The 26037-nt window shown below is 47.6% G+C and carries 24 protein-coding genes and 2 pseudogenes; 14 read left to right on the top strand and 12 right to left on the bottom strand.

What is annotated here, in order from left to right:
• Positions 1-87 precede the first annotated feature (87 nt).
• The 7 genes and pseudogenes from HUN05_06060 to HUN05_06090 form a co-directional block, all read right to left on the bottom strand.
• Positions 88-1299, bottom strand: coding sequence for an IS256 family transposase (locus tag HUN05_06060; GenBank protein ID WDP84764.1), 1212 nt, complete (start codon positions 1297-1299; stop codon positions 88-90).
• Between the two features lie 260 nt (positions 1300-1559).
• Positions 1560-3080: pseudogene (locus tag HUN05_06065) on the bottom strand (DUF1846 domain-containing protein).
• Between the two features lie 234 nt (positions 3081-3314).
• Complete coding sequence (locus HUN05_06070) at positions 3315-4331, bottom strand: ABC transporter ATP-binding protein (protein ID WDP84765.1); 1017 nt, start codon at positions 4329-4331, stop codon at positions 3315-3317.
• Between the two features lie 7 nt (positions 4332-4338).
• Positions 4339-5349: an ABC transporter substrate-binding protein gene (locus HUN05_06075; protein WDP84766.1), complete on the bottom strand. Its 1011-nt coding sequence runs from the start codon at positions 5347-5349 to the stop codon at positions 4339-4341.
• A gap of 62 nt (positions 5350-5411) precedes the next feature.
• A complete protein-coding gene (locus tag HUN05_06080) occupies positions 5412-6212 on the bottom strand; it encodes an ABC transporter permease (protein ID WDP84767.1) in 801 nt (266 codons plus the stop codon).
• Positions 6181-7008 carry a DUF169 domain-containing protein gene (locus HUN05_06085; GenBank protein ID WDP84768.1) on the bottom strand — a complete coding sequence of 276 codons (828 nt, stop codon included), beginning with the start codon at positions 7006-7008 and terminating at the stop codon, positions 6181-6183. Before HUN05_06085 ends, HUN05_06080 begins: the two co-directional genes overlap by 32 nt.
• Positions 7009-7070: 62 nt before the next feature.
• Complete coding sequence (locus tag HUN05_06090) at positions 7071-7640, bottom strand: hypothetical protein (GenBank protein WDP84769.1); 570 nt, start codon at positions 7638-7640, stop codon at positions 7071-7073.
• 154 nt (positions 7641-7794) lie between these two features.
• On the opposite strand from HUN05_06090, the gene HUN05_06095 reads away from it, so the two are divergent.
• Positions 7795-9006 carry an IS256 family transposase gene (locus HUN05_06095; GenBank protein WDP84770.1) on the top strand — a complete coding sequence of 404 codons (1212 nt, stop codon included), beginning with the start codon at positions 7795-7797 and terminating at the stop codon, positions 9004-9006.
• A 105-nt stretch (positions 9007-9111) separates the two neighbouring features.
• Here the strand turns inward: HUN05_06095 and HUN05_06100 are convergent, their stop codons facing one another.
• The 3 genes from HUN05_06100 to HUN05_06110 all read right to left on the bottom strand — a co-directional run bounded on the left by HUN05_06100 (position 9112) and on the right by HUN05_06110 (position 10643).
• Complete coding sequence (locus HUN05_06100) at positions 9112-9690, bottom strand: hypothetical protein (protein WDP84771.1); 579 nt, start codon at positions 9688-9690, stop codon at positions 9112-9114.
• 56 nt (positions 9691-9746) lie between these two features.
• Positions 9747-9929, bottom strand: coding sequence for a hypothetical protein (locus HUN05_06105; protein ID WDP84772.1), 183 nt, complete (start codon positions 9927-9929; stop codon positions 9747-9749).
• A gap of 342 nt (positions 9930-10271) precedes the next feature.
• Positions 10272-10643: an AraC family ligand binding domain-containing protein gene (locus HUN05_06110; GenBank protein WDP84773.1), complete on the bottom strand. Its 372-nt coding sequence runs from the start codon at positions 10641-10643 to the stop codon at positions 10272-10274.
• Positions 10644-10784: 141 nt separating this feature from the next.
• Between HUN05_06110 and HUN05_06115 the strand changes: the two genes are divergently transcribed.
• Positions 10785-11999 (top strand): ISL3 family transposase, encoded by a 1215-nt coding sequence (locus tag HUN05_06115; GenBank protein ID WDP84774.1) that lies wholly within the window; start codon positions 10785-10787, stop codon positions 11997-11999.
• A 598-nt stretch (positions 12000-12597) separates the two neighbouring features.
• A complete protein-coding gene (locus HUN05_06120) occupies positions 12598-13212 on the top strand; it encodes an FKBP-type peptidyl-prolyl cis-trans isomerase (protein WDP84775.1) in 615 nt (204 codons plus the stop codon).
• A 416-nt stretch (positions 13213-13628) separates the two neighbouring features.
• On the opposite strand, the gene HUN05_06125 is transcribed toward HUN05_06120, so the two are convergent.
• Positions 13629-13877 (bottom strand): hypothetical protein, encoded by a 249-nt coding sequence (locus HUN05_06125; GenBank protein ID WDP84776.1) that lies wholly within the window; start codon positions 13875-13877, stop codon positions 13629-13631.
• Between the two features lie 203 nt (positions 13878-14080).
• On the opposite strand from HUN05_06125, the gene HUN05_06130 reads away from it, so the two are divergent.
• The 8 genes from HUN05_06130 to HUN05_06165 all read left to right on the top strand — a co-directional run bounded on the left by HUN05_06130 (position 14081) and on the right by HUN05_06165 (position 21967).
• Positions 14081-14668 carry a cobalamin B12-binding domain-containing protein gene (locus HUN05_06130; protein WDP84777.1) on the top strand — a complete coding sequence of 196 codons (588 nt, stop codon included), beginning with the start codon at positions 14081-14083 and terminating at the stop codon, positions 14666-14668.
• Complete coding sequence (locus tag HUN05_06135; protein WDP84778.1) at positions 14665-15756, top strand: hypothetical protein; 1092 nt, start codon at positions 14665-14667, stop codon at positions 15754-15756. The genes HUN05_06130 and HUN05_06135 overlap by 4 nt, the downstream gene beginning before the upstream one ends.
• 32 nt (positions 15757-15788) lie before the next feature.
• Positions 15789-17060, top strand: a complete 1272-nt coding sequence (locus tag HUN05_06140; GenBank protein WDP84779.1) for an MFS transporter — start codon at positions 15789-15791, stop codon at positions 17058-17060.
• Positions 17061-17100: 40 nt separating this feature from the next.
• A complete protein-coding gene (locus HUN05_06145; protein WDP84780.1) occupies positions 17101-17913 on the top strand; it encodes a dihydropteroate synthase in 813 nt (270 codons plus the stop codon).
• Between the two features lie 516 nt (positions 17914-18429).
• Complete coding sequence (locus HUN05_06150; protein WDP84781.1) at positions 18430-19077, top strand: TetR/AcrR family transcriptional regulator; 648 nt, start codon at positions 18430-18432, stop codon at positions 19075-19077.
• Between the two features lie 229 nt (positions 19078-19306).
• The gene (locus HUN05_06155) at positions 19307-19753 is read left to right on the top strand and encodes a type III secretion system chaperone (protein ID WDP84782.1); all 447 of its coding nucleotides are present in this window, start codon (positions 19307-19309) and stop codon (positions 19751-19753) included.
• Between the two features lie 70 nt (positions 19754-19823).
• Positions 19824-20690 (top strand): hypothetical protein, encoded by an 867-nt coding sequence (locus tag HUN05_06160; GenBank protein ID WDP84783.1) that lies wholly within the window; start codon positions 19824-19826, stop codon positions 20688-20690.
• A complete protein-coding gene (locus tag HUN05_06165; GenBank protein WDP84784.1) occupies positions 20687-21967 on the top strand; it encodes a hypothetical protein in 1281 nt (426 codons plus the stop codon). The genes HUN05_06160 and HUN05_06165 overlap by 4 nt, the downstream gene beginning before the upstream one ends.
• A gap of 32 nt (positions 21968-21999) precedes the next feature.
• Here HUN05_06165 and HUN05_06170 read toward each other — a convergent pair.
• Positions 22000-23881 (bottom strand): annotated as a pseudogene (locus HUN05_06170) (hypothetical protein).
• 145 nt (positions 23882-24026) lie between these two features.
• On the opposite strand from HUN05_06170, the gene HUN05_06175 reads away from it, so the two are divergent.
• From HUN05_06175 to HUN05_06185, 3 genes are all read left to right on the top strand, one after another.
• On the top strand, positions 24027-24209 hold the full coding sequence (locus tag HUN05_06175) for a hypothetical protein (GenBank protein ID WDP84785.1): 183 nt from the start codon (positions 24027-24029) through the stop codon (positions 24207-24209).
• 56 nt (positions 24210-24265) lie between these two features.
• Positions 24266-25426, top strand: a complete 1161-nt coding sequence (locus HUN05_06180) for a hypothetical protein (GenBank protein ID WDP84786.1) — start codon at positions 24266-24268, stop codon at positions 25424-25426.
• A 328-nt stretch (positions 25427-25754) separates the two neighbouring features.
• Positions 25755-25991, top strand: coding sequence for a hypothetical protein (locus HUN05_06185; GenBank protein ID WDP84787.1), 237 nt, complete (start codon positions 25755-25757; stop codon positions 25989-25991).
• Positions 25992-26037 lie beyond the last annotated feature (46 nt).

Below are 26037 nucleotides of genomic sequence, written 5' to 3' on the forward strand. Positions count from 1 at the left end.
GGCCTTCAATCTGCCACGTCGGAGGAGTTGGCTTTTGCTGGAGCGGAGTTCCTGGAACCATCTTTTCCATCTGTAAATAAATCCCTATCAAATTCCCAGCTCTTTATCCAGCCGGCCTTCAAAGAAAATTGCCAACTGGGAAATTGTCAGTGACCAGTTTTGAACCGGCATTGTCCATTTCTTACTGGCGTTCTGGATCCCCATGTAAAGCAGCTTTAACAGGCTGTCCTGGTTAGGAAACGATCCCTTTGTTTTGGTCAGTTTTCGAAACTGTCGATGCACAGCCTCAATGGTATTTGTGGTGTATATTATCCGTCGGATCTCTTCTGGATATTTAAAGAAATGACTGAGGCGCTCCCAGTTGTTCCGCCAGGATTTTATCACAATCGGGTATTTGTCATTCCATTTGTTTTCCAAAATATCCAGTTCTTCTTCGGCCAGATCCTTATTAACCGCTTTATAAACACGTTTTAGATCTGCCATAAATTCCTTTTTATTTTTGGAACCAACGTATTTCAATGAATTTCGGATCTGGTGGACTACGCAGAGTTGAACTTCTGTGTCCGGGAATATGGTCTCAATGGCCTCGGGAAAACCTTTCAGACCATCAACACAGGCAATCAGGATATCTTTTACCCCTCGGTTTGAAAGGTCTGTTAACACCTGCAGCCAGAAGTTCGCACCCTCATTCTCGGATATGTACAGCCCAAGAACCTCTTTGCGGCCCTCGATATTCACCCCAAGAATTGTGTAAACGGCTTTGCTGCCGACCTTTCCGTTTTCTCGTACTTTATAATGTATGGCATCAAGCCATACGATTGGGTACACATTTTCCAACGGCCTGGCCTGCCATTCTTTAACGGTATGAATAATTTTATCGGTAATAGCGCTAAGGGTGGCATTTGAAATCTCAAGTCCATAGATTTCCTGTAAATGGGCAGCCATGTCATTATAGCTCATGCCCAGGCCGTAAAGGGCTATTATCTTTCTTTCAATTTCATCGCTGAGCGTTGTCTGATGTTTTTTGACGATCTGTGGAGAGAAGGTTTCGGCCCTGTCACGCGGGGTTTCCAGCTCAAATTTACCATCCAGGGACTTAATGGTCTTTCTGCTTTTTCCATTACGGCGGTTGGCAGAAATTTCCTGTCCGAGATGGGACTCCAACTCTCCTTCAAGAGCAGCTTCCGCAAGATTTTTGATTAATGATGTAAGGACGCCGCCCTTACCTGTGAAGGGTTTACCTTCCTGAATACCTTTAAGAGCTTTTTGAAAATCAAATTCGGTGTTGTCTTCGGTCATGTCAGTTCTCCTTATTTAGCTGAGTATATCAGCTTTGATTCAACTGACACAGAATTTTGAACGCCCTTATATGATCCGCTCCCCAGTATATCTATAGTATCGCAAGCCGGTTATCCGCTGGCAGCTGTCAAAGAGTGTTTAAGGCAACTCGTTTAAAAAATTGTCTATACCCAGCTGTCCATGACCTTGGGTCAACCTGTATACAGCCAGAGAAATTCAACATAATGGTTCATTGCTAAGCGTCTCTCTTTTTAATTTATTTATAGCGTGTAGAGATCGTCCGTGGCAAATACCGCTTCTGTGGTGAGGTTCACACCGAGCTTGCGCAGCCCTTCCTCATCGCCAGGGGAAGGCATGTGGGTCATGTGCATTTCACATTCGTTAAATTCCTTTAATCCTTCCATGGCAACCTGGATTGCGTGGTTGGACGTGGAGCTGATTGCCATGGCAATCAAGGTTTCCTGAAGGTCCATGCTCAGGCTTTTTTCGCCCAGGATATTTGTTTTTAGATTTTTTACCGAATCACAGACAAGATCCGGCATCAGGTTGATTTTGCTGGGAATGCCGGCCATATGTTTGATGGCTCTGACAATGGCACTGGAGGCGGCATGCATCCGGGGGGAGTTGCTCCCCTGGATAATCGTACCGTCTTTGAGCTGGATGGCAGCCCCGAAATGGATACCGTCATTGCCCAGCCTTGGATCTGCCTCGGCTTCTTGGGCAGCGTTTCGTGCCGGGATGACAACAACCCGGTTCTCAACGGTGAGGTGGTGCTCTTTCATCATGAGTTCGGCCCGTTGGACAGTCTCTTTGTCTGCAAGGCCCAGGACATATTCGCAGCGGTAGCGAAGATACCTGCGGATAAGCTCCTGCCGGGCCGCTTCCTGGGCAATCTCATCATTGGTGATGGCAAAGCCCACCCGGTTAACGCCCATGTCTGTCGGGGATCTGTAACCTGCATCATCACCGGTAATTTTTTCCAGAATCCGTTTCAGCACCGGGTAGACCTCAACGTCCCGGTTGTAGTTCACCGATTTGGTATCATAGGCCTCCAAATGGAAGGGATCAATCATATTATGGTCGGCCAGGTCGGCGGTTGCCGCTTCATAAGCCACGTTTACAGGATGTTTTAAGGGCAGATTCTAAACCGGAAAGGTTTCGAACTTGGCATAGCCGGATTGAATGCCGTGCTGGTGGTCGTGGTATAGCTGGGAGAGGCAAGTGGCCATTTTCCCGCTGCCCGGTCCCGGGCCTGTAACCACCACCAAAGGCTTTTTTGATTTAATATAATCGTTGGTTCCGTATCCTTCTTCGCTGACGATGAGGTCCACGTCCGTGGGGTAGCCCTTGGTAAAATAATGGGTAAAGACATTGATGTTCCGGTGCTCTAATTTTTTTTTGAAAATTACTGCTGCCGGCTGGTTTTCAAACCGTGTGATGATGACTCCCCGAACACTGATATCCCAGCTTCTTAAATCGTCTATGATTTTAAGAATATCTGTTTCATAGGTGATGCCGACGTCCGCACGAATTTTTTTGCGCTCAATGTCTCCCGCATAGATGCAAATCAGTACCTCAGCCTGTTCCCGAAGCTCGTGAAGCAACCGTATTTTGATATTGGGGTCGTACCCGGGCAGAACCCTGGCAGCATGATAATCAAAGAGTAGTTTACCGCCAAACTCAAGGTAAAGTTTATTATTGAACCGGTCAATCCGGCTTTTTATTTCAGCAGCCTGCTCTCTTAAATATTTTTCATTATCAAATATTTGTTTTTTTATCATTTTTCTTCCCCGGTTCAACTGTTTAAAAATCAAAAAGGGTGTATCATAAGTTCCTGATTTTGACAAATTACCCTTTTTATTAATTGCCTTGTTTTAATGAATTCATGAGGCGGACTTATCGTCAAAAACAATCAACGAAAAAACTCAAATGTTTGTTACTCAGGCTATTTGTGACATGGATGGTTGTCCATGGAAAATTTTTTTGGGCTCTGTTCTAATCACCGGGGCCGGATTTCAAAAAAACAGGGTGTTTTTCCGGGAAATTTTTAGATAGGCTTTCTGATGGACAGGATGGTTTACGGCATTGTGAAAAAGAAGGTCCACATCAATCCCGGCCCTTTTCACATCTATGGTGTATCGGATGATGTTCCCTTGGGGGATTTGGTTGGAGACAATGCCTTCTATATAGTAGTGTTCTGCATCCTCGGAAGAAAAAGGGGTCTGAGAAAACGTAATGGTCTCGGGCCGGATCATGATGGTTCTGCTGTCTGTGACGGATGAACCGGTCATCCGAGAAAAATCTTCTGAGCTAAGGTTATTGTAGCTTCCGATGAAACTTGCGGCAAATGCGGTGGCCGGCCTTGAATATAATTCCATTGGCCGGCCGGACTGTTCGATCCGCCCGTCATTGAACAGGTGAATGGTATCTGACATTCGCATGGCCTCTTCCTGGTCATGGGTAACAAAAATCGAGGTCATATTCAACTGGTTATGGAGTTCTTTTATTTTGATCTGCAACTCTTTTCTGAGTTTGGCATCAATGGCGCTGAACGGTTCGTCCAGCAACAGGACGCTGGGTTTTGTCGCCAGATTTCTGGCCAGGGCAACCCGCTGCTGCTCTCCGCCGGACAGATACGAAGGATACTTTTTCTCACTTCCGCTCAGGCCGACCATTTCCAAGGCTTTTGCCACCTCATGCCGAATTGTTTTTTCGGGCATCTTCTTCATTCTTAGCCCGAAAGCGATATTTGAATAGACCGTCATAGTGGGAAAGAGGTTATACTGCTGAAAAATCATCGCCACGTTCCGGAGCCTGGGAGGCACGGCAGTTATATCCCTGCCATCCATAAAAATCCGCCCGCCGCCCAGTGCCGTCAGGCCGGCGAGACAGCGCAGAAACGTGGTCTTGCCGCGGCCCGAAGGACCGAGCAGAGTGACAAATTCACCCTGCTCGATCCTAAGGTTTATCTTTTTGAGGATATGCCTGTCCCCATAAGATTTTTCAATATCTTTGAACTCGATATACGCCATGGTCAGTCTATCGGTTTAATGCCTTGTTGACAAAGCGCATATCCACGATGTCATCGTAAGGAATGCTTTTTGTGATTACATGGGTGGCGACACAAAAATTTTCAACCGCTTTCTGGCCTTCCTCAGAGATGTAGCAATCCTTTGTAAAACTGTTTTTGGACAGTTCTATTTTTTCTGTGAGTTCTTCCATCGTCATTGAGTCAAACAGGTCGGTAACCTGTTCAGCGACTTCAGAAGAGGTATGGGCGCCAATCCATTGTGCGCCCTTGACCATGGCGTTGACAAATTTTTGTACGGTTTCCGGATGTTCTTGGGCAAACTTTTTGGTGGTCACCACAATTTCAGCGGGAAAAATGTCCGCTTTCAGATATGACCTGCTGTCTTTATCATTTTCCGTATATACGAGCACATTGTGTTGGATATTTTTTAATTCAGGCAGATTATCCGAAGAAAAATAACTCGCAGAAATTGCGCCAAGGCCTAAGGCGGCCATGGAGGCACCGTAGTCCATGGTGACAAAGGTCACATCCTTTTCCGGGTCCAGTCCGTTCTGATTCAGGATATTTGAAATAAAGGAGTAAGGTGCGGAGCCGGGCATGCCTGCAAAAATGCTTTTCCCTTTGAGCTGTGAGATGTCAGTGATATTTGCCCCTGCCGCCAGGCCGTAAAGCCTTGTTTTGAATACCGTGCCGATCAGAGACGATTGCAGCCCCTGGATCTGGGCGGTCAGTACGGGCTCTTGGGAGAGAAGGCAGAACTGGGAGTCTCCGGCGTGCATCCCTAAAAAGGCTATGGGACCGTCTTTGTAATACATGAATTGGACGTCTAAGCCTTCATCTTTAAAAAAATTGTTTGCATATGCGATATAAACCGGCATCCAGGTGATGAAACGAAATTCTGAAACCACCACTTTGGTCAATTGTGAATCTGTTTTGGTTCCTGCCTGGGCAATTGCGTATCCGGTGATTGAAAAAAGAATGGATATGCTGATTAGCAATAACGTAATACTTTTTTTCATGAATCTGTTCCTTTAATTTTTTGTGTGATATGTGAAAAGATTGAGGTAAAACCCCGTTCCGTTTAGCTCAAAGAAAGCTGGGTTTCACTCCTCCATCTTAAAATGAACCGTTCAATCCGTTCCAGGCAATAGTCCAGGAGAACCCCAACGATCAGCAGAATAATGATGCAGGACATGACTCGTTCGATTTTAAAATATGAGGTGGCGTAGGAGACCATCCAGCCGAATCCGCCGGAGGATCCCATGTATTCCCCGATAATAGCGCCGACCATGCAGGCGCCGACGCCTCCCCTGATTCCGGAAAAGATAAAGGGCATGCAGGCGGGAATCACGACATGCCAGAGTGTCTGGAATGAATTATCGCCCAGCAGATGGGCGGATTCGATTAAGTTCTGTTCGGTATTTTTAATGGCGCTGTAGGTTGAGAAGAATAAGATAAAAAAGACCATCAGACCGGACAAGAATACCTTGGAAGCAATACCCAGCCCGAACCAGAGCACATAGACCGGTGCTAATGTAAGCTGGGGGATGGCGTTGAGGGCAGTGAGAATAGGATTAAAGATTTTGCCCAAAGGATCAAACTGGGCAAAAACAACCCCGGTCAGAATCCCTGCCGACGTCCCGTAAAAAAGGCCTAAGAATGCCTCCTGAAGCGTGATGAAGGTGTGTCTGGCAAGCTTCCCGCTGGCAGCAAATTCCATGAGATCCTTTAGAATCACACTCGGATAACTTGTAAAAAATGTGTTGTATAGATTCAGACGGGCACTGATTTCCCAGGCGGCAACCGCTCCGAGGATTAGCGACCACCGGATTGCAAAATAGACAATTTTTTTATCCGCTTTTTTGAGATCTGCGTCTTTCACGCTTTCTTTCCTGTGCCTTTTGTTTTTCAAAGTCGGTGTAATAAGTATGGCCGTATATAATGTTCATGTCCGAAATTCCGGCTTGGTCAAGTTTTTTCTCGATCACGGATTTACGTTCGTCCATTTCTACTGGGTTGATGGTCTGTCTCACGCCCTCAATAACACTTGAAAATATGGAAAAGGGGATGCCAGCCATGGCCTCTGTATTTTTCCATCTGGCCAGGTAGCGGGTGCCTGAACAGAACATGGAGATGTTCATTGTCTCGGTCTGAAGGGGGGTGACCGTGCATTCCACACAGACGGCCTGGTTCCCGATCATATTAAAATTAGTCTGCATCCCGTGCATATAGGTATACCCTTGGATAAGCCGCATGAGGTTTTTGTTGTCCGTGACAATGAGAACGACATCCGGTGCCTTTTCAAAATTTTCCAATGGCTTAACAATTACTCCATAGGTCGGGGTGGAAATGATTTTCATGTTGCCGGCCACCGTTGCTGCCAAAGATTTGTTTTGGTAGAGGCCCAGCATGATGCCTTCGCTTCCGTCATAGAAATCTTGTGCCGGTTTTTCCATGCCAAGAGCCCTTGTGCTGCCGAAACAACCGGAGTTTTCTGCGGTGAACTTCAACGCGGCACCACTCATGGCACATTTGACGCAGACACAATAACTTAAGGGGGCGTAAAGTTCTCTTGCCTCAAAGGTATCGAACTCTTCTTTTGTCTTGACCAGCTTGACGCCCACGATTCTGCGTCTTGTCTCTAAAACGGCATATGCTTTTTTAATATCGGTTTTCATTTTTCAACTCTTTTTTTGACCTGATTTTTTTAGAGTGGGAGGGCGCATTCCCATTTTCCCGGTTATACCGCTGGCACTGGATTGTGAATGTTTGCCATCTGCTTCAGGCAGTTCCAACGCCCTGCTTTATAAAATGATCGCAGCATAATCATTTTTTCTGCATTCTCCCGATACCAAAAGATGCATGGACCTTTAAGACGTAAATTCACGACTCTCCGAATCGAACTTTCAATAGCACCGCTGCCAATAGGTAAGTTCAACGCTTTTACAGTTGAGAAATTAAGCCTCAGTTCATTGCGCACAAAATAATCCCGTTCCGTCTTGATAGCCTTACTGTTTCTGCCTCTACAAAGCTTCTGGACGGCCTGTACCACCTCAATCGCCTTTCCCTTCAGCAGAAGACCTCGCTGCTTCGATACCCAGCGTTTGCGTTCCTTGGATGACCAGGTCTTCCTTAAGCCTGCTACTGTACCCAGATGCTCAACTGCATGGTAGAAATCGAGAAGTTCATACACACGCTCAGGAGCCAAACCCAATGCTTTTAGCAGTCCGGGGATTCGATTCCAAATCCAATGTGCCCCATCTGCAACAAACAGTATTTTGTCTGAGTTCTGAATATGAAGGGAGTTCAAATAACCCTTTAACAAGTGGAATACACCATCCGGTCCATTGAAACAGCCATCAATAAATGGTGAAAAGCTTTTTTCTTGTTTTCCATAAGGGCGTTCAAAATTCTGTGTCAGTTGAATGAAAGCTGATATACTCAGCTAAATAAGGAGAACTGACATGACCGAAGAAAACACCGAATTTGATTTTCAAAAAGCCCTTAAAGGCATCCAGGAAGGTAAACCCTTCACAGGTAAGGGCGGCGTCCTTACATCATTAATCAAAAATCTTGCTGAAGCTGCTCTTGAAGGAGAGTTGGAGTCCCATCTCGGGCAGGAAGTTTCTGCCAACCGCCGTAATGGAAAAAGCAAAAAGACCATTAAATCCCTGGATGGTAAATTTGAGCTGGAAACCCCGCGTGACAGGGCCGGAACCTTCTCTCCACAGATCGTCAAAAAACATCAGACAACGCTCAGCGATGAAATTGAAAGAAAGATAATAGCCCTTTACGGCCTGGGCATGAGTTATAATGATATGGCTTCCCATTTACAGGAAATCTATGGACTTGAGATTTCAAATGCCACTCTGAGCACCATTACCGATAAAATCATCCATACCGTCAAAGAATGGCAGGCCAGGCCGTTGGAAAATGTGTACCCAATCATATGGCTTGATGCCATACATTATAAAGTACGAGAAAACGGAAAGGTCGGCAGCAAAGCCGTTTACACAATTCTTGGGGTGAATATCGAGGGCCGCAAAGAGGTTCTTGGGCTGTACATATCCGAGAATGAGGGTGCGAACTTCTGGCTGCAGGTGTTAACAGACCTTTCAAACCGAGGGGTAAAAGATATCCTGATTGCCTGTGTTGATGGTCTAAAAGGTTTTCCCGAGGCCATTGAGACCATATTCCCGGACACAGAAGTTCAACTCTGCGTAGTCCACCAGATCCGAAATTCATTGAAATACGTTGGTTCCAAAAATAAAAAGGAATTTATGGCAGATCTAAAACGTGTTTATAAAGCGGTCAATAAGGATCTGGCCGAAGAAGAACTGGATATCTTGGAAAATAAATGGAATGACAAATACCCGATTGTGATAAAATCCTGGCGGAACAACTGGGAACGCCTCAGTCATTTCTTTAAATATCCAGAAGAGATTCGACGGATAATATACACCACAAATACCATTGAGGCTGTGCATCGACAGTTTCGAAAACTGACCAAAACAAAGGGATCATTCCCGAACCAGGACAGCCTGTTAAAGCTGCTTTACATGGGGATCCAGAACGCCAGTAAAAAATGGACAATGCCGATTCAAAATTGGTCACTGACAATTTCCCAGTTGGCAATTTTCTTTGAAGGCCGGCTGGATAAAGAGCTGGGAATTTGATAGGGATTTATTTACAGATGGAAAAGATGGTTCCAGGAACTCCACTCCAGCAAAAGTCAACTCCTCCGACGTGGCTGATTGAAGGCCCATTCTCGGACCTGACTTTTACTTCCGCTGGCGCTGAGGCAGATCCGGGAACCGAAACCGTGACACAGAATTCTGAACATTCCCTTTTCCATGGGCGTCCACTACATAAATGATCAAAAGCTTGGGTTCTCGCCATGCCCCACGAAATCGGGTTCTATCCTTTTGGGTTTTTGGTCCCCTTTTCTTCTCTCTGAGCCGAGTGCGGCCACCATCAGTGCTGATAACGACTCGCCGCCCTTCAAGTAAATCTCTATCATTTAATGGGATTCGGCCCGCTTGTTGTTCGGCTCGAGCCCGCTCTGCGTACCGATAGGTCAGTTTACGGATGACCTTTATACCCAACGTCATCCCACGGTCACAAAGCACTTGACGGACTTCTTCAAAAGAACTTAATAAGGCTGACCAAGAACTCACCATAGAAGCCAAAGCAGGCGAGCAGCGATCATGGATTCCAAGAAGGATTAAGCCAGCGTATGCACCTTTATATCTTTTTCCTTTTCGGCGGTCACAGGACCTTCGATAGTATCGAACATGAATATCAACCGAACTATCTGTACAAAGCTGAATCCAAACGGTCTCAAGCCCTTCGCTTTTCATCCGTCCCGGCCAATTGGACATCAATTCTTTTTCTTGGTCGACCTGTTCAGAGGAATCTACTGAGGCCTGGATCTTTTTTTTAAAAAAAAGGCGCTTATCCGATTTGTATACTCAAGGATTTCCTGCTCCATCTGTTCTAATTCGTTAGCGTTACGAACCAAGCGATTTGGATCTTCTTCCAGTTCTTTGAGGCATGCAAGGACTTCATCAACAGTATTACGATCTTCAGCTTTCTTCATTAGCACAATCCATTTATGTTCATTTCAGCGTAACAGAGGATATCATTCTTTTTGCTCTAAAAGACAGGCCTTTTTAAAACCGGGAAAATGGGAATGCGCCCGAGTGGGATCATAGTACGGAACAAGGCTTTTTTCTAATACATGTTACCAATAACATTGGGCCTGATTGATAGTAATATTCTATTTTAATTAAATGGAGATTTTCACATATGACCGGTGCGAATCAGGTCCTTGTACCCAGAAAAGAAAGGTATTATCGTGCTTGTGTGTTATCGATCATCCCGTGTGTTTTCATCTTGTTCAATTTTTCAAGCATGAGTTGTAAGGTTGATTCTTTTTCAATCAGGGGTGACAAATGATTTGAAAAAGACCAGAATGCCTTGCGTATGGAATGTGATAGATCATTATCTGCAATATTTTGATTGTTAAAATGAAGACCTTGATTGAATTTTGGATAAAATCTGAAAATATTTTTAACGCAACGTTTGGGTCTGTATATATCATCTGATATGAGCAGCCCTTATCCGCGATGCAATACCCGGTGTGTAATTTTCCTGGATGAATTACCATGATGTTCCCTGCAGGAACTATGTCTGGAGGCGATTTGTATCTAAAGGACTGGGCGCCTGATTCAACGATACCGATGGCAAAACTATCATGGGTATGCGAGGCGAATTCGTGATCGGTATATTGCGTAGATAAAAATTGGTTCATCAGAAAATCGCGTACCTGGACTGAGAAACATCACTGGGAAGGCAATAACACAGTAAGGATTTTTATGCTTGAAATGATGGTGTGAACATGATCATGTTCTAATTTTTTTGTGTTATTCGCACAAAATCGGAGAATGAATTAATGTCCACAAGCTTCATATACCATGCCTTTGGCCTTCGTGACTACTTTTATAAAACAACGCGTTTCATCGGTGGAATAATCACTTTTGAACTCATACCAAAACCGGAGGCGGTAAAATGCCCGGAATGTAATTCCAGGTCCGTCACCAGGAAAGGGATTGTGACAAGAGATCTCAGAACAATACCGGTAGGTTCAAAACCCGTGATTCTCAGGACGGCTATCCAGAGAATTTGGTGTCCGTTCTGTCAATTTGTCCGGCAAATCAAACTATCCTTTGCCCAGGAGGGGAAAAGCTATACCCGGGCTTTTGAACGGTATGTCTTGGAGTTGTCTCAGTTCATGACAATCAAAGATATTGCCATCCATTTAAGGATCAGCTGGGATACGATAAAGCAGATCCAGAAAGAAGACCTGCTGAGGCGTTATCGAAAAATCCCCCTTGAGAAAGTCCGGCAGATTGCCATAGATGAAATTTCCATAGGGAAAGGGCATAAATACTTGACCATCGTGATGGATCTGGAATCCGGTAGAATTCTGCACGTGGGAGAAGGAAAAGGTGGTGAAGCTTTGAAATCTTTTTGGACAAAAGTGAAAATATCGAAAGCAAAAATCAAAGCCGTCAGCATCGATATGTCCCCGGCATACTTGAGTGCTGTTATTGAAAATCTTTCTGGTTCAGCAATTGTCTTTGACAGATTTCATGTTGTTAAATTGTTCAATGAGAAACTGTCGGATTTCAGGCGAAAGCTCTACAACCTTCTTGCCAATACCGGGCAACAAAAACTTCTGAAGGGAGTCCGGTGGCTTTTGTTAAAAAATCCCGAAAACCTCAGTGATGACAAGAAGGAGGCCCAACGGTTAGAAGAAGCATTGAAAATAAATCAGCCGCTATTGGCAGTCTACTACATGAAAGAGGAACTCAGGCAAATATGGAATCAAAAGAAAAAAGAAACAGCTGAAAAGATAGTCAGCAATTGGATCAATCTGGCCAATATTTCCAAAATTCCAATGTTGATGAAATTTGCCAAGACCTTGGCTGTGCACAGGCAAAGAATCCTTTCATACTATGATTACAGGATATCTACAGGTCCTTTAGAAGGGACAAATAACAAGATAAAAACCATGAAACGGAAAGCTTATGAATACAGGGATTCGGAGTTTTTCAGGTTGAAACTTTTGGACCTTCACAATAAAAGGTACGCATTAATCGGATGAACCTAAAAATTTTAATCCACTGATAGACGAATCAGCCGAATAGATCGCTTTGTTGTTGTTTGTACTTTTTACCATCAAACGATCAGAGCAGTAAATGTAAAGATTGAAAGAAGGGTTAGAAATTGAGTGATTCTGCAGTAAATGTTTCTGGCCTTTAAAACCTTTTAACCCCTTATTGAAGGGGGGGATACTTTTTATTATTGGGGTTTGAAATGTAAAATCAGGCAGATCAGACACAAGGTGTTTCAGGTAAAGATTACCCTTTGGCCAGGCGCTGCTTTTGGGTTGGATGACGCCCCGGACGTTCTGTATGCTCTGTATTGTAACTTTTTTAAAACACCCCGATAGTCATTCCGGCAATATTTTTGAAAAAGGGTTTGGCCAAGGCCGGAATTTGGGGGGTAAGTGTCAATAAACGAGTGTACAAAATTACTTTTAAGACTTGAACTAAAGGGCTGCGCCATGGGAGCCAAGAATGGTTCGCCTGTCTACAGGTTGTGTTACGATGCTGGCAAGGGCCTGTTTTTTTAATTAATGCAATCTGGTTTTGTTTTGTGTATATTAACAAACTTTTCATCAAATATTTAAAGGAATTAAAATGAAAGTTGATTTAGATAAGGTCAGTTATGTTCTTGGGCAAAGTGTGGGAGGAGACTTTAAAAGACAGGGCTTTGACATTGATCCTCAAATTTTTGCAGAGTCATTTGTTGCGGCGTTTAACGGGGAACAATCCCAAATGCCTGTTGGTGAAATGCAGCACATTATGCAGAATTTCCAAAGAGCAATGGAGGACAAAAAGCAGGCAGAGCAGATGGAATCAGGGAAAAAAAATATTGAAGCCGGGGAAAAATTTCTTGAAGAAAACTCTAAAAAAGAAGGGGTTAAAACAACTCAAAGCGGGCTTCAGTATAGGGTGATCACCCAAGGCAGCGGGAAAAAACCTGCTGTCACAGATACCGTTGAAACCCATTATGAAGGCAAGACACTTGACGGTAAAATTTTTGACAGCTCATACAAACGAGGACAAACAACCACCTTCCCGCTGAACGGCGTCATTAAGGGCTGGACAGAAGCGCTTCAGATTATGGCTGAGGGCTCAAAATATGAATTGTATATTCCATCTGAGCTTGCCTATGGCCCAACCGGCAGTGGGGGCACGATTGAACCATATGCCACATTGATTTTCACTGTTGAACTGATTGCAATAAAATAACGGCGCATCAGATTTTTTGAATTCCGGGGATGGGAATTCGGAGAACCCGATGACATCTAAATTTTATGATCTAAATAGAGAGGCGGTTTCGCTGTTAGGACATCTGTACAAAGAACTATCCAACGGCTGACTGCCAGTGTCAAACTGCGCGGTATGCAATTTTCAGGCGCCTGGTTCTGGACAACCGCTCACGTTTTATTTGTCTTACCCGGAAACCTCAAGTTAGAGGCTTTCACCCAATGGACCGGAGGAATCTGAAATGGAATGGTGGCATAGTTTATCTGAGTTCTGGCAGGGCTTCATCTGTGGCGGTATTGCAGTTCCCCTTGTGATTGTTCTAATCGAGATCATTGTAAAGCTTGGATTCAAGCGGGGCTGACCCTGCCCCAGATTCAACTCCAAAAAAGGGTTTTGTTTTAATTTTTTGACTGCCCGCCGGCAGCCTTGTATTTTGAGCGGAAAGGTTGACTTTTGCCGCCTTTGTCAAAAAATTTGCCCAGATCTGGTAAAATGTTGACCCTAGTTTTATAAAGGTCACCCCGGGGGGCTTGCAAACCAGGCCCTTTGGGGGATGATCGCCCAGGTTTATCCGGAAAAATCTGGGCACCCCAAGATTCCTGATGCGCCTGTTTTCTTTCTTTGTTTTGCCGCAGGTTTTCTTTCAATTGATCTGTGGTCGTTCGTTTTCTTTTTGTCTTCCCAGTGATTTATCCTAAATTTCAAAGATGAAAATCATTTCCATTTTTTTTTAACGGCAGAAGAACAGTCCTGGCAAGTTTTCTGGGAAAAGGCTTGACTTTTATCTGGCTGATAAATAGTCTTCATTAAGTTAGTGGTATTAACAAAACTTTTTTGTAAAGGAATTCCCATGATTTTCAGTCAAATATCAGAGCGGCTGCAAAAAGGAGATCCCAAAGAAATCGCCGATCTTATCGGCCAGGTGTTTGACCAGGGCGCGACACCGGAACAGGTCCTTAACCAGGGCTTGATTGCCGGCATGGACCGGGTCGGACAAAAATTTCAATCCGGTGAAATTTTTATTCCTCACATGCTGCTGGCCGAAACCGGTAATGGCCCGGCAGGACGGGTGGTGCTGGGCACGGTGCAAGGAGATCACCATGACATTGGGAAGAATCTGGTATCCACAATGCTTGCAGGCAAAGGATTTGAGGTCATTGATGTGGGGATCGACGCCCCGCCTGAAACCTTTATCGCAGCCGTGGATGACACGGTACCGATCGTGGCCATGAGCGCGCTTTTATCTACCACCGCACCGTTTATTGGAAAGACCATCGAGGCTCTGGACAAGGCAGGGCTTCGTAAGAATCTTAAAATTATGGTGGGAGGCGGGGCTGTCAGCCAGAGATTTAGCGATGAGATTGGTGCGGATGCCTATGGCGGTGATGCCGCCACAGCTGCCGTGCTTGCAATGGATTTAGTGGGAAAGGGGGCATGATGAACGGAAAAAAACGGATTCTCACCGCCCTGGATCCTGGGCAGGCCGACCAGGTCCCCCTGTATATCCACGGGATTAATGAGGCCCCCATCATTGGCATTGGCCAGCAGATCACAGAAGGGCTGCCCGAAATAAACGATTTTCGAAAAATGAATGACGCTGAAAAGTTCAAGGTGCTGGATACCCTGTTTCTCATCCATGAAACCTTTGAGGTTGACGGGTTTACCTCCTTTGAGATCGGCCATGAATCAGGGGTTGATGACCAGCATATCAAGGATGAGTTCGGCGTGGTCTATGCCTTGTCTGACTTTGGCCTGCCCGTTGCCATGGGGCATCCCCTTAAAGAGGCCTCTGACCTGGAGCATTATCAGCCCCCGGTTCCGGACCCGGGGCATTTGCTGCTTTTAGATCTTGCCCGGGATCGTTTCAAGGGCGAAAAGGCCCTTTTCTGGCTCATGCGGGGAAGCTTTGTTCGTTGCTGGCGGCTGATGGGGATGGAAAATATGATGATCAAGATGTTTGATGACCCCCAATTTGTCCATGATGTGGCAGCCATGATACTGGACTATAACCTGGCCCAGCTGGATCTGCTGGTGGGGGCCGGTCTTGATGTCTTGGTGATTGAGGATGATATTGCGGACAAAAATTTTCCCCTCATCGCCCCGGGTCAGTTTTTAGAATTTGTGAACCGGTATAACCGTCAGGTTGTTGATGCGGCCCATGCAAAAGGCCTCAAGGTGGTTCGACACAGCGACGGAAATCTCTGGCCCCTCATGGACATGCTTCTGGACACAGGCTATGACGGGTTGAACCCCTTGGAACCCCAGGCGGGAATGATGCTTGACAAGGTAAAGGACTATTGCGGTGATCAAATCTGCCTGCTGGGCAATATCGATTGTGTTGATCTGCTGCCCAACGGAACGCCCCAACAGGTGGATGCAGCCGTAAAAAAGGCCATTGAGGATGCAGGTCAGGGAGGAGGGCTGATCATCTGCTCTTCAAACTCCCTTCATCCCGGGGTGGCCTCGGACAATTGTATAGCCATGTTTGAGGCCACCCGCAAGTGTGGCCGGTACCCGACCCCATAAAGGGATTCACCCCTAATTGTGACGAGGAATCAATGAAAACATTTTCAGCCCAGGCCCCACTGGGATCGCCTTCCTACCGCCGTTATCTTTTCTGTCTTTTATTTTTGCTCTATCTTTTTGATTATATGGACAGAATGGTGATTGTTTCTCTGTTTCCCTACCTTAAATCAGACTGGGGTATCACGGATACCCAGTGCGGGCTGCTTGTCTCTGCCGTGTATTGGTCCATATTAATTTTTTCATTTCCCGTGTCCATACTGGTGGACCGCTGGAGCCGGAAAAAAAGTATTGGGCTCATGGCCGGTATTTGGAGTTTGGCCACCCTGGCCTGCGCTTTTACCTGGAATTTTTCCCAGTTGTTTGCCGCCAGGACCATCATCGGGGTGGGTGAGGCAGGCTATGCCCCGGGCGGAACCGCCATGATATCAACGGTCTTCCCCAAGGAGCAGCGGGCCAGGGTTCTGGGGTTGTGGAATGCCTCTATCCCTCTGGGATCTGCCCTGGGCATTGCCATTGGAGGGTTGGTGGCCGAACACTGGGGCTGGCGTCATGCCTTCGGGCTTGTTGCCCTGCCCGGGATGGTTGCTGCCCTGCTCTTTTTTTTCATCAAAGACTATAAAACCGTGGTCCAAAACAGGGAAACGGTTCAGGTCAAGATGCAGTTTTCAGACATTGCCCGGCAGTTTACCCGCAACCCCACCCTGCTTTTTACCAATCTTGGCTTTGCTGCCAATGTTTTTGTGACCACCTCTTTGATGACCTGGCTGCCCACCTATTTTTACCGGTTTGAAGGGCTGACCATGAGCCGGGCCGGCATCAAGGGCGGGTCTGTGATGCTGCTGGCCATCATCGGAGCGCCTTTGGGCGGCGACCTGGCAGATTTGTGGATGAAAAAACGTCAAAATGCCCGCATGGTCTTTCCGGCCATTTCATCGGCCATCACAGCCCTGCTGCTCTTTATTGCCTTTGGATTTTTCAAAGGCCAGGTTCAATATATGGTTCTGCTTGGGGCCGGTGTCTTTGCCGTGGCATTTGTTCCGGCGGCTGTTGCCGTGACCCAGGACGTGGTTCACCCGGGGCTTCGGGCCATTTCCCTGAGTATTAATGTGATCATTCAGCACCTTTTGGGCAGTGCCCTGGGCCCGGTTTTCATTGGGGTTCTTTCCGATGACTTTGGTCTTGAAAAGGCCATGGTCTGCCTGCCGGTCTTTGTTCTCTTGGGCTGTTTGCTTTTTTTAACCGGTTCCCGGTTTTATGCAAGGGATCTGGCTGCAGTGGAACAAAATATTTTAGAAACGAGCTGAACCTGGCCCTGATATTTAACCTTATTTAAAGGATACTGCCATGGGATTTACCATGATTGGAGAATTGCTCAACACCAGCCGTCCGGGAATTCAAAAAGCGGTTGAACAACGGGATGAAGAGACCATCTGCCCGTTGGTGCTGTTACAGGAAAAACAAGGGGCCGCTTATATTGATATCAATGCCGGCGCCGGGGTACACACCGAACGCCGGGATATGCAATGGCTTGTTCGTACGGTCCAGGCCGTGACAAATCTTCCCCTCTGCCTGGACAGTCCGGATCCCCATGTATTGGCATCTGCCTGGGAGATACTGGATCGTCCCCCCATGATCAACTCTATTTCCCTGGAAAAAAATCGTTTCCAGTCAATGCTTGACCTGTTAAAGGGCCGGGAATGCCAGGTGGTGGCCCTGTGTATGGATGATACGGGTATGCCCGAAACAGCCGAGCAGATATGTGGGCGCGCCCATGCCCTGGTCAATGGACTTGCCGGCATCCATATCCAGCCGAATGCCATATGGATCGATCCCCTGGTCGGGCCGGTGAGCACCCATACGGGAAACGGGCTTATCTCTTTGAAAGCCGTGGCCCTTATAAAAAAACAAATTCCCGGGATCAACACGGTCTGCGGTTTGTCCAATATCTCATTTGGCCTTCCCAACCGCCGTATCATCAATCGAATGTTTCTGGGCCTGATGATGGGCCAGGGGTTAGACGGGGCTATTATGGATCCAGGGGACCGGGATTTAACCGCCGCCCTTAAAACCGTTCAAATGCTCATGAATCAGGACGAATACTGCATGGGCTTCATGGAATATTTTGCTGCAAATTCCTTGCAGGCAGATCACCAATGACCCGATCGGATAAAAACTGCCGGAACAAAGCGGGATCCAGGTCCGATTGCTCCCCCCGGACAAGACCGCCCACGGGCAGGCCCTGGGATTATCCCGGCAGATTGATTTTCCGGAGCTGGGCGGGGCGTCTGGGTTTCAAACCCGGTTCCTGGCGGCCATGGCCTTTCCCCATCCTTTTTTGTTGACACGAATGTGGAAGAACCTAGCGGGGGTAATGATGACCGTTCTGCCTTTTAACCGCATATTTTACAAATCGATTTTGTTTTGGCTGCATGGCGCCAGAGTGTGACGCCCTAGTGGCCTTACGGGGAACAGGCCCGCATCGGGGGAGAGGATCATTTGATGATATCCGAGTCAAACTGGATGATCAGGAGAGTTTAAATTCCCTTAAAACAGTTTCAGGCTTGATTCCAATCGGCCCTGGGTATAAAAGAAAAACCGGTGGGCCAATTTGCCGCCATTGCCGTCAGCGGGAAGCCTGCTGCATGGCCGGCCATCGATTTAAAAGGGTATCCAATGGGAACAAAAGAACGGAAAAAAAGGGAAAAGATAAACCGTAAGACCCAGATCCTCGGGGCTGCGCGTGCACTTTTATTCAGTAAAGGGCTTGGCGGGACATCTGTTAACGCAATTGCCGCCCGGGTTGAATTGAGTGTGCCTGCCATTTACCGGTATTATAAGAATAAGGATGAGATTATTTTTGATCTTTCCGAAGAGGGGCTTCAACTGCTGCAAAAGGATATTTGTTTGGCAACAGAGGCTGCCCAATATCCGGAGCTGAAACTGGAAGCCATTGCCCTGGCCTACCGCCGGTTCAGCATCGTCCAGAAAGATTATTTTACCGTGATTAATCATTTTTTAACCTCCCCTGAAACCGTGCTGCCGGATCACCTTAAGCATAGAATTGATCACTATGGTGAACATATTTTAATGCAGGTTGTCTCTGCCGTTGAGCAAGGCTGTAAAACCGGGCGGTTGTCCTGTGATGATCCCCGTCGTTTCAGCCTTATGTTCTGGGGGAGCATCAACGGGATCATCCAGCTCCAGAAGATTGAGCATACCATTTTTTCCGGCAAGGACCATGAGGCCTTGTATCAGCATACCGTGGAGACCCTGATACAGAGCATACAGATCAGTGAATCTCCCTTGAAAAATGCCCATTAAACCCAGGGGGGATTTTTAATCATCCGGACTTCAGCCTCTTTCCATGCCCCTGATCAAGGCTTGCCCGGGGCATACTCTTCTTGATATAAAGTCTTTTCCTGTCCTAATCTTATGCGGGATGAAATAAGGCCCAGAAGCATGGATGGCCGTCCGGCGCGGCGGAGATTCTGCCACCCGTGGCAAGATATTTGTAAATGGTCGTGGACCTTTGTTTTCAAAGGAGAACCAGATGGATTTCATAGACAAGATAATTTCGGGCTTTGGCACCATGGTCGGGCTTTCTGACCTGGCCCTGGACGATGGCAACTGCTGTACCCTTCAATTTGATCAGGTGATTGTGAATGTCGAGTATCTGCCCGATACCCGGGTGTTTTATTTTTATACCAGGATCGGGGCCATTCCGGCCAACAAAGAGGTCCGGCTTCAGATATTTGAATACCTGCTGGAGAGTAATTGTTTTTATCGCAAGGCCCATGGCGGGGTGCTCGGCATTGATGGGGAACAGGATGCCGTGATTTATACCCATAAATTTAATGCAGACGATCTTGATGCCAAAATTTTTGGCGATTATATGGAGGCCTTTGTGAACACGGCCGAGACTTTTGCCGGGGACCTGCTGGATGAATCAGGAGACAAGAGCAATGCCATGCCCCCCATGGGGGGGCTCCGGGTATAGACCCCATGGGGGAAATCCGATTATAGCCGCCCCCTTATTGGGGAATCCAACCAACAGCAAGGAGTAAATTATGCCTGGCGACATGTCACAATTGAATCGTCTGAATCAGTCCATGGGCCGGATCGGAGATCAGCATCTGGGCCTGGACAGTCAAAACCGTATTACCCAAGGATCCACCAACTGGCTGGGCCGGGCCGTGAACTGGGTTAAGTCTGCTCTGGGAATCAAGGGGCAGGAGCGTGACAACAAGGCCATCATGAATCATGTGATTGCCACCATCAAAGAGACCCAGGGTATGGGGGACCGCTTTGCCGACATTGCCAAGGGCCGTTTGAGCAGTGCTTTGGACAGGGGACGGCCCATCACGGGCCGGCGGGTCTCAACGGTGATCTCTGATCTGGTCAGGCTCAAGACAAGCGAGACCTCCGCCCGGGAGGCCAATATCAAGATTAACGTCAAGGACCTTTGCGACACCCTTTGCGATACCGGAGACACCCCGCTCATGGAAGCCCTGGAAGACCAAATGACCTTTTTCGGCCTGGGTGACAGGTTTGGTGAACTGGGGTACGCAGAGGTGATGGATCTGCGGGATGAGGTCGAAACCCGCCTGGAACGCTCCTGTCTGCGCAATGGGAAAAGTCCCACTCTGGAAGAGGCCTGGCCCGTTATCAAAGAGGCCTGCCGTAAGTTGGCAATGAACATGGTCAAAGAGAGCATCTCCCAGCGGGTGTCGACCATGGCCAATTATGAGGACAAGGATTCTCCATTGATGAAGACCTTTCAGGCCCATGCCCGGATTTTGAAAATGGAGGTGGATATCCAGCCCCGGGATCTGGCCAAACTGGCTGAAAAATTTGAAAATAAACTAACGGTGGTCTCTCTCTATGATCCTGAAAATCTTCACCCCCCACCCAGGAAGAATCCACCGATGCCATGAAACGGGTGATTGATTCGTTTTTGAACGGCCTGGCCGTGGTGGAGGCCCGAAAGGATCTGTCCGACACCCAGCAGGCCAGGGTAACATCGCTTTTGGTTTCTGCGCCCAAACTATATACCCCGAAGATGGTCACCGCCCTTTGCGATACGGTCACTGCGTCTGAAAAACTGGTCAGCGTTTTGACCGACACAAGCGTTGGTGTGGAAGAGGCGGGAGATCGCCTGAAAGCCTACCAGGAGGTGGTCAACACGGCACTGTATCAGGAAATGTCAGAGCGTGGAAGCCTGCTGAGAGAGGGCATTGGCGGGGCGCCCGAGGCAGATACCATTCGAAGGGATTCAATTAACCTCGGGCTGGCACTTTCGGGCATGACCCGGGATGATTCCCTGGCCAAATTTTACGATTTGGCCGGCCAGGGCAGTTCCTTGTCTGCCCTGCGCTTTAACCTCGAAAGCATGGACCAGACCGACCGTGCCGTGTCCATGGAAAAGATGACCCTTTTGCGTTTTCTCGGTGAGATGGGCAGGCAAGGGGATGTCCACCCCAAGATCATTGACCAGGCCTTGAACAATGTGGGGCCGGGGGGCGTGTCCGTGGACCATTTGCGTACACTTCTGGGTGAGGGCGTTCACGGCCAGGGCGGAGTGGTCATTGAAGAGGGCTTTAACATGGACGGGGCGCTATCGGTGTTTGATACCAATATTAACGAGGATATGGGGGTTGTCAGCAAGGATCCTGCAGGGCTCCGGGAAAAAGCACCTCAATCCCTGGTCGCCAAAGCCTCTTATTTTTACGACGGGTTTTTGACGGATTTTTTCCGCAACGGAATCATGGTGGGAGGGGACCGCATCCTGGGATCGGGCACCCAGGATTATGGCAAAATGGAAGCTGCCCTGGACAAGCTCATCTCCAAATTCCCCAGTGCCCAGGAAGCCGGGCGTGTGACCCGTCCCCTGTTCCAGAGTCTTGGGGCCACCATCATGATTTCCCTGATGTCGGACCCCGTCACCAGTGAGCCGATGATGAAACTCAATGCCTGCACGGGAAAGGGGCTTAGCGATTTTCTGACCTTTGACATCAGGCCCAAAGAAGAGGGTGTCTATGATGTGCGGGTGGATATGGGCACCCAAAAGGATTCCAGTGCCCCCAGCGGAAACAAGACAGATGGCTTGGGCATGTCCGCAGGTGTTGATATGACCGTTACCGGCGCGGACCGGGACGATCCCCGGCCGCTGGTGGAGACCCGTGGCTTTGATTTCGTGTTCGGCAGGATATAGACCGGCCATTAAAAATCTTCGAGGTAAAGGATTTACTCTGAATCCTGCGGGGTCAGATCCTTTTCCTGCCTCAGGTAACCTGCGGTTTCCGCCTCTTTTTCAATCTCTTTGGGCGGGGTGCCCCCGGGCCGGGTCTGCTGGTTGAGCTGGTAAATCTGGGAGGCATTGCCCAGGTCCCTTACACTGGTGATGGAGGCAATGGATTCCCTGTCCTTGAGAAAGTCGATCATATCTTCTTTGATGGACCTTAAGTCTTTATCAGACTTTCGCATCTCAAGAATATACCGGGGATGTTCAAGATTCCGCATGCCTGTGGCTGTGAATGTGGTCGAGACAATACGGGAGACAATCACCCATGGGGTAATGCTGCTTCGGATCAGGGTGTTTTCCGACCGGGTGCTGTCATGGATGCCCGTGCCTGTCGATATCTTTGATTCCGTGAATGTGCCTTCGCATTTAAAGTAGATGAGCAGGGACTCGAACTGGATTTCCGCGTAAAACAGATGGGCCGTGTTGACCAAAAGGTTGGCAAACCCGTTGAAGATGACCATGATGACGAAGAGATGGGCTGCATTTGCACCCAGGGTCATCAGGTCTTCTCCCCTGCTGCTGAACACATCCCCAAACGCGTTGGCCTGGCTGCCGGTATGCTGGTAGACACGGACAAGGGCAAAGGCTAACAAGATGGTCAGGGCCAGACTTGCCAGATGACAGAGGTTTCCAGCCAAAAGGCTGGTCAGCCGGGCCCTTAAAAATCCGGGTCTCCATGCCATGGGCATGACCCGGGGCTGGACTTCCTGGATCATTTCTCCCCTGAAATCCCCCTTGCCCTCGACCTGTTCGTTGAGCTGGGGGTCAAGTTCCTTGTATACTCTGTTGGGGACCTCTTTATACCGGCGGTTGGCCATGACCAGGTTGTCCAGGTTGATGAATATTTCATTGGGATGGACAGATTCCTGCCAGTTTTCCCTCAGTTCGGAGACTTCGGTCACAGGGTCGGCCTTGGTCATTCTCGCCCGGAGCAAAAAGGCAAGAAGACCGGTACTGATCAGGGCTGCGGCAAAGATGCCGGCCAGATACCAGAAAACATGGGCCCGGGACAGGGCCTCCATCCAGGTGGCCACCTGTTCGGCTGAAAGGCGGTTTTGGGTCATGACCCATGAAAAGCCCATGCCCACCACGCCGGGCAGCACAATGGCCGTGGACAATACGTTTACCAGATCCCGGGAGCCAAAGGAATCAATGGATTTTTCTGCCCCCCTGGGAGATGCCCCGGCCCCCGGCATACCAGACAAAAATCAGGTAGATGACCAGCACCAGGGCATATGCGGGAAAAATCGTCTTGCCGGCCTCGCCTGTAAATCCGGCCAGGGAGACAAAGGCCACAAATCCGAATGCAATCAAGGCGGTGAGCATTTTAACCCAGGCCCCGAAAATCCGCTGGGTCAGGTTCCGAATGGGATAGGGCATGAACAGCAGCTTGGGAAAGAGGCTGTGGAGCAGGCGGGCCAAAAGTCCCTGGGGTTCCAGAAAGGTTGCGTTTTTTCTGCCCACCAGCATCTCTTCAACGACCTGGGCGGTATAGGCCACATAATCGGACTCCTGGTCCGACTTGGTCGCATCTGACTTGTTGAAATTTCTGGCCAGGGAGGTGGGATGATTCCGGCCGACAAAATACCTTAGGGTGGCATATATTCCCGAGCCCAAAGCCCGGATGCCAAGGCTTAAGACAAAGATTCCGAACACAACCAGAATCCACCCGGCACCGGCATCTGTCTTGACAATTTTTACGGCCGTAAAGAGAAGGTAAATACCTGCTAAAAGCTGAAGAACACCTCTGAAAGACGTGATCCGGCCTTCAGGTTTAAACGGATTTTTTAGCCCAAGATCAATGGATCCATAATCAAACGCCATGATTTTAACTCCTTATCAACTCAATAAAGGCCGGGTCTGTCACCGGGCGCATTCCCATTTTCCCGGTTTTAAAAAGGCCTGTCTTTTAGAGCAAAAAGAATGATATCCTCTGTTACGCTGAAATGAACATAAATGGATTGTGCTAATGAAGAAAGCTGAAGATTGTAATACTGTTGATGAAGTCCTTGCATGCCTCAAAGAACTGGAAGAAGATCCAAATCGCTTGGTTCGTAACGCTAACGAATTAGAACAGATGGAGCAGGAAATCCTTGAGTATACAAATCGGATAAGCGCCTTTTTTTTAAAAAAAAGATCCAGGCCTCAGTAGATTCCTCTGAACAGGTCGACCAAGAAAAAGAATTGATGTCCAATTGGCCGGGACGGATGAAAAGCGAAGGGCTTGAGACCGTTTGGATTCAGCTTTGTACAGATAGTTCGGTTGATATTCATGTTCGATACTATCGAAGGTCCTGTGACCGCCGAAAAGGAAAAAGATATAAAGGTGCATACGCTGGTTTAATCCTTCTTGGAATCCATGATCGCTGCTCGCCTGCTTTGGCTTCTATGGTGAGTTCTTGGTCAGCCTTATTAAGTTCTTTTGAAGAAGTCCGTCAAGTGCTTTGTGACCGTGGGATGACGTTGGGTATAAAGGTCATCCGCAAACTGACCTATCGGTACGCAGAGCGGGCTCGAGCCGAACAACAAGCGGGCCGAATCCCATTAAATGATGGAGATTTACTTGAAGGGCGGCGAGTCGTTATCAGCACTGATGGTGGCCGCACTCGGCTCAGAGAGAAGAAAAGGGGACCAAAAACCCAAAAGGATAGAACCCGATTTCGTGGGGCATGGCGAGAACCCAAGCTTTTGATCATTTATGTAGTGGACGCCCATGGAAAACAAGAAAAAAGCTTTTCACCATTTATTGATGGCTGTTTCAATGGACCGGATGGTGTATTCCACTTGTTAAAGGGTTATTTGAACTCCCTTCATATTCAGAACTCAGACAAAATACTGTTTGTTGCAGATGGGGCACATTGGATTTGGAATCGAATCCCCGGACTGCTAAAAGCATTGGGTTTGGCTCCTGAGCGTGTGTATGAACTTCTCGATTTCTACCATGCAGTTGAGCATCTGGGTACAGTAGCAGGCTTAAGGAAGACCTGGTCATCCAAGGAACGCAAACGCTGGGTATTGAAGCAGCGAGGTCTTCTGCTGAAGGGAAAGGCGATTGAGGTGGTACAGGCCGTCCAGAAGCTTTGTAGAGGCAGAAACAGTAAGGCTATCAAGACGGAACGGGATTATTTTGTGCGCAATGAACTGAGGCTTAATTTCTCAACTGTAAAAGCGTTGAACTTACCTATTGGCAGCGGTGCTATTGAAAGTTCGATTCGGAGAGTCGTGAATTTACGTCTTAAAGGTCCATGCATCTTTTGGTATCGGGAGAATGCAGAAAAAATGATTATGCTGCGATCATTTTATAAAGCAGGGCGTTGGAACTGCCTGAAGCAGATGGCAAACATGCACAATCCAGTGCCAGCGGTATAACCGGGAAAATGGGAATGCGCCCCTGTCACCTTGATGGTTTATTCATTTTTAGTGCAAGAAACTGTATTACTGTTTAACCAGGGAAAAATCAACTTGGATTTAAGAATGATGGGGGGGTGCCCTGCTTTTTTTACCCCTTGCTTGATACAATGTATTTGCACTTAAATTATAAAAAAGTTACTCTTTAAAATAAAAGGCAAAGAAAGACCTTAGCCCCTGAACCCGCACACGGCTTTGGTCAGACCGGCCTGAGGCCTTGCAGCTAAAGCCGAATCGATTCTTAAAATATGCGAGCTCGTTTTTATAACACGGAAAAAAGGGATACCCCATGGCCATTTTTGGAACACATGGATTTGTCAGGAAACAGGAAGTTGGTTTTGCAAAAAAACTTCTGGTCTGGAAGTATGAAAATTCGGATATGGCCATGCCTGACCAGGCCGCTTTATCCGCCCAAGCTGAAGAGGTTGTTGAGCAGGCCCATGGGATCGCAAAAAAAAGGGGGCGTAATGTGATTGACATCTTAAAAGAGACAATCAAAGAGATTAAGACGAAAAATCACTTGTAAATTAACCCCCGACTAGATTCATGAAGATTTAGACCACCCATTGCGC

The sequence above is a fragment of the Desulfobacter sp. genome (assembly GCA_028768545.1).
Taxonomy (GTDB): domain Bacteria; phylum Desulfobacterota; class Desulfobacteria; order Desulfobacterales; family Desulfobacteraceae; genus Desulfobacter.

What these genes read in the sequence shown, in the direction of transcription:
- HUN05_06085 (WDP84768.1), bottom strand. Translation starts at nt 7,008, where the DNA reads ATGAAAACCGATATTAAAAAAGCATATGCCGTTTTAGAGACAAGACGC.
- HUN05_06185 (WDP84787.1), top strand. Translation starts at nt 25,755, where the DNA reads ATGGCCATTTTTGGAACACATGGATTTGTCAGGAAACAGGAAGTTGGT.
- HUN05_06100 (WDP84771.1), bottom strand. Translation starts at nt 9,690, where the DNA reads ATGAAAAGCGAAGGGCTTGAGACCGTTTGGATTCAGCTTTGTACAGAT.
- HUN05_06145 (WDP84780.1), top strand. Translation starts at nt 17,101, where the DNA reads ATGGGATTTACCATGATTGGAGAATTGCTCAACACCAGCCGTCCGGGA.
- HUN05_06175 (WDP84785.1), top strand. Translation starts at nt 24,027, where the DNA reads ATGAAGAAAGCTGAAGATTGTAATACTGTTGATGAAGTCCTTGCATGC.
- HUN05_06130 (WDP84777.1), top strand. Translation starts at nt 14,081, where the DNA reads ATGATTTTCAGTCAAATATCAGAGCGGCTGCAAAAAGGAGATCCCAAA.
- HUN05_06075 (WDP84766.1), bottom strand. Translation starts at nt 5,349, where the DNA reads ATGAAAAAAAGTATTACGTTATTGCTAATCAGCATATCCATTCTTTTT.
- HUN05_06180 (WDP84786.1), top strand. Translation starts at nt 24,266, where the DNA reads ATGAAAAGCGAAGGGCTTGAGACCGTTTGGATTCAGCTTTGTACAGAT.
- HUN05_06150 (WDP84781.1), top strand. Translation starts at nt 18,430, where the DNA reads ATGGGAACAAAAGAACGGAAAAAAAGGGAAAAGATAAACCGTAAGACC.
- HUN05_06110 (WDP84773.1), bottom strand. Translation starts at nt 10,643, where the DNA reads ATGAACCAATTTTTATCTACGCAATATACCGATCACGAATTCGCCTCG.
- HUN05_06155 (WDP84782.1), top strand. Translation starts at nt 19,307, where the DNA reads ATGGATTTCATAGACAAGATAATTTCGGGCTTTGGCACCATGGTCGGG.
- HUN05_06140 (WDP84779.1), top strand. Translation starts at nt 15,789, where the DNA reads ATGAAAACATTTTCAGCCCAGGCCCCACTGGGATCGCCTTCCTACCGC.
- HUN05_06115 (WDP84774.1), top strand. Translation starts at nt 10,785, where the DNA reads ATGTCCACAAGCTTCATATACCATGCCTTTGGCCTTCGTGACTACTTT.
- HUN05_06095 (WDP84770.1), top strand. Translation starts at nt 7,795, where the DNA reads ATGACCGAAGAAAACACCGAATTTGATTTTCAAAAAGCCCTTAAAGGC.
- HUN05_06135 (WDP84778.1), top strand. Translation starts at nt 14,665, where the DNA reads ATGATGAACGGAAAAAAACGGATTCTCACCGCCCTGGATCCTGGGCAG.
- HUN05_06165 (WDP84784.1), top strand. Translation starts at nt 20,687, where the DNA reads ATGAAACGGGTGATTGATTCGTTTTTGAACGGCCTGGCCGTGGTGGAG.
- HUN05_06120 (WDP84775.1), top strand. Translation starts at nt 12,598, where the DNA reads ATGAAAGTTGATTTAGATAAGGTCAGTTATGTTCTTGGGCAAAGTGTG.
- HUN05_06105 (WDP84772.1), bottom strand. Translation starts at nt 9,929, where the DNA reads ATGAAGAAAGCTGAAGATCGTAATACTGTTGATGAAGTCCTTGCATGC.
- HUN05_06070 (WDP84765.1), bottom strand. Translation starts at nt 4,331, where the DNA reads ATGGCGTATATCGAGTTCAAAGATATTGAAAAATCTTATGGGGACAGG.
- HUN05_06060 (WDP84764.1), bottom strand. Translation starts at nt 1,299, where the DNA reads ATGACCGAAGACAACACCGAATTTGATTTTCAAAAAGCTCTTAAAGGT.
- HUN05_06160 (WDP84783.1), top strand. Translation starts at nt 19,824, where the DNA reads ATGCCTGGCGACATGTCACAATTGAATCGTCTGAATCAGTCCATGGGC.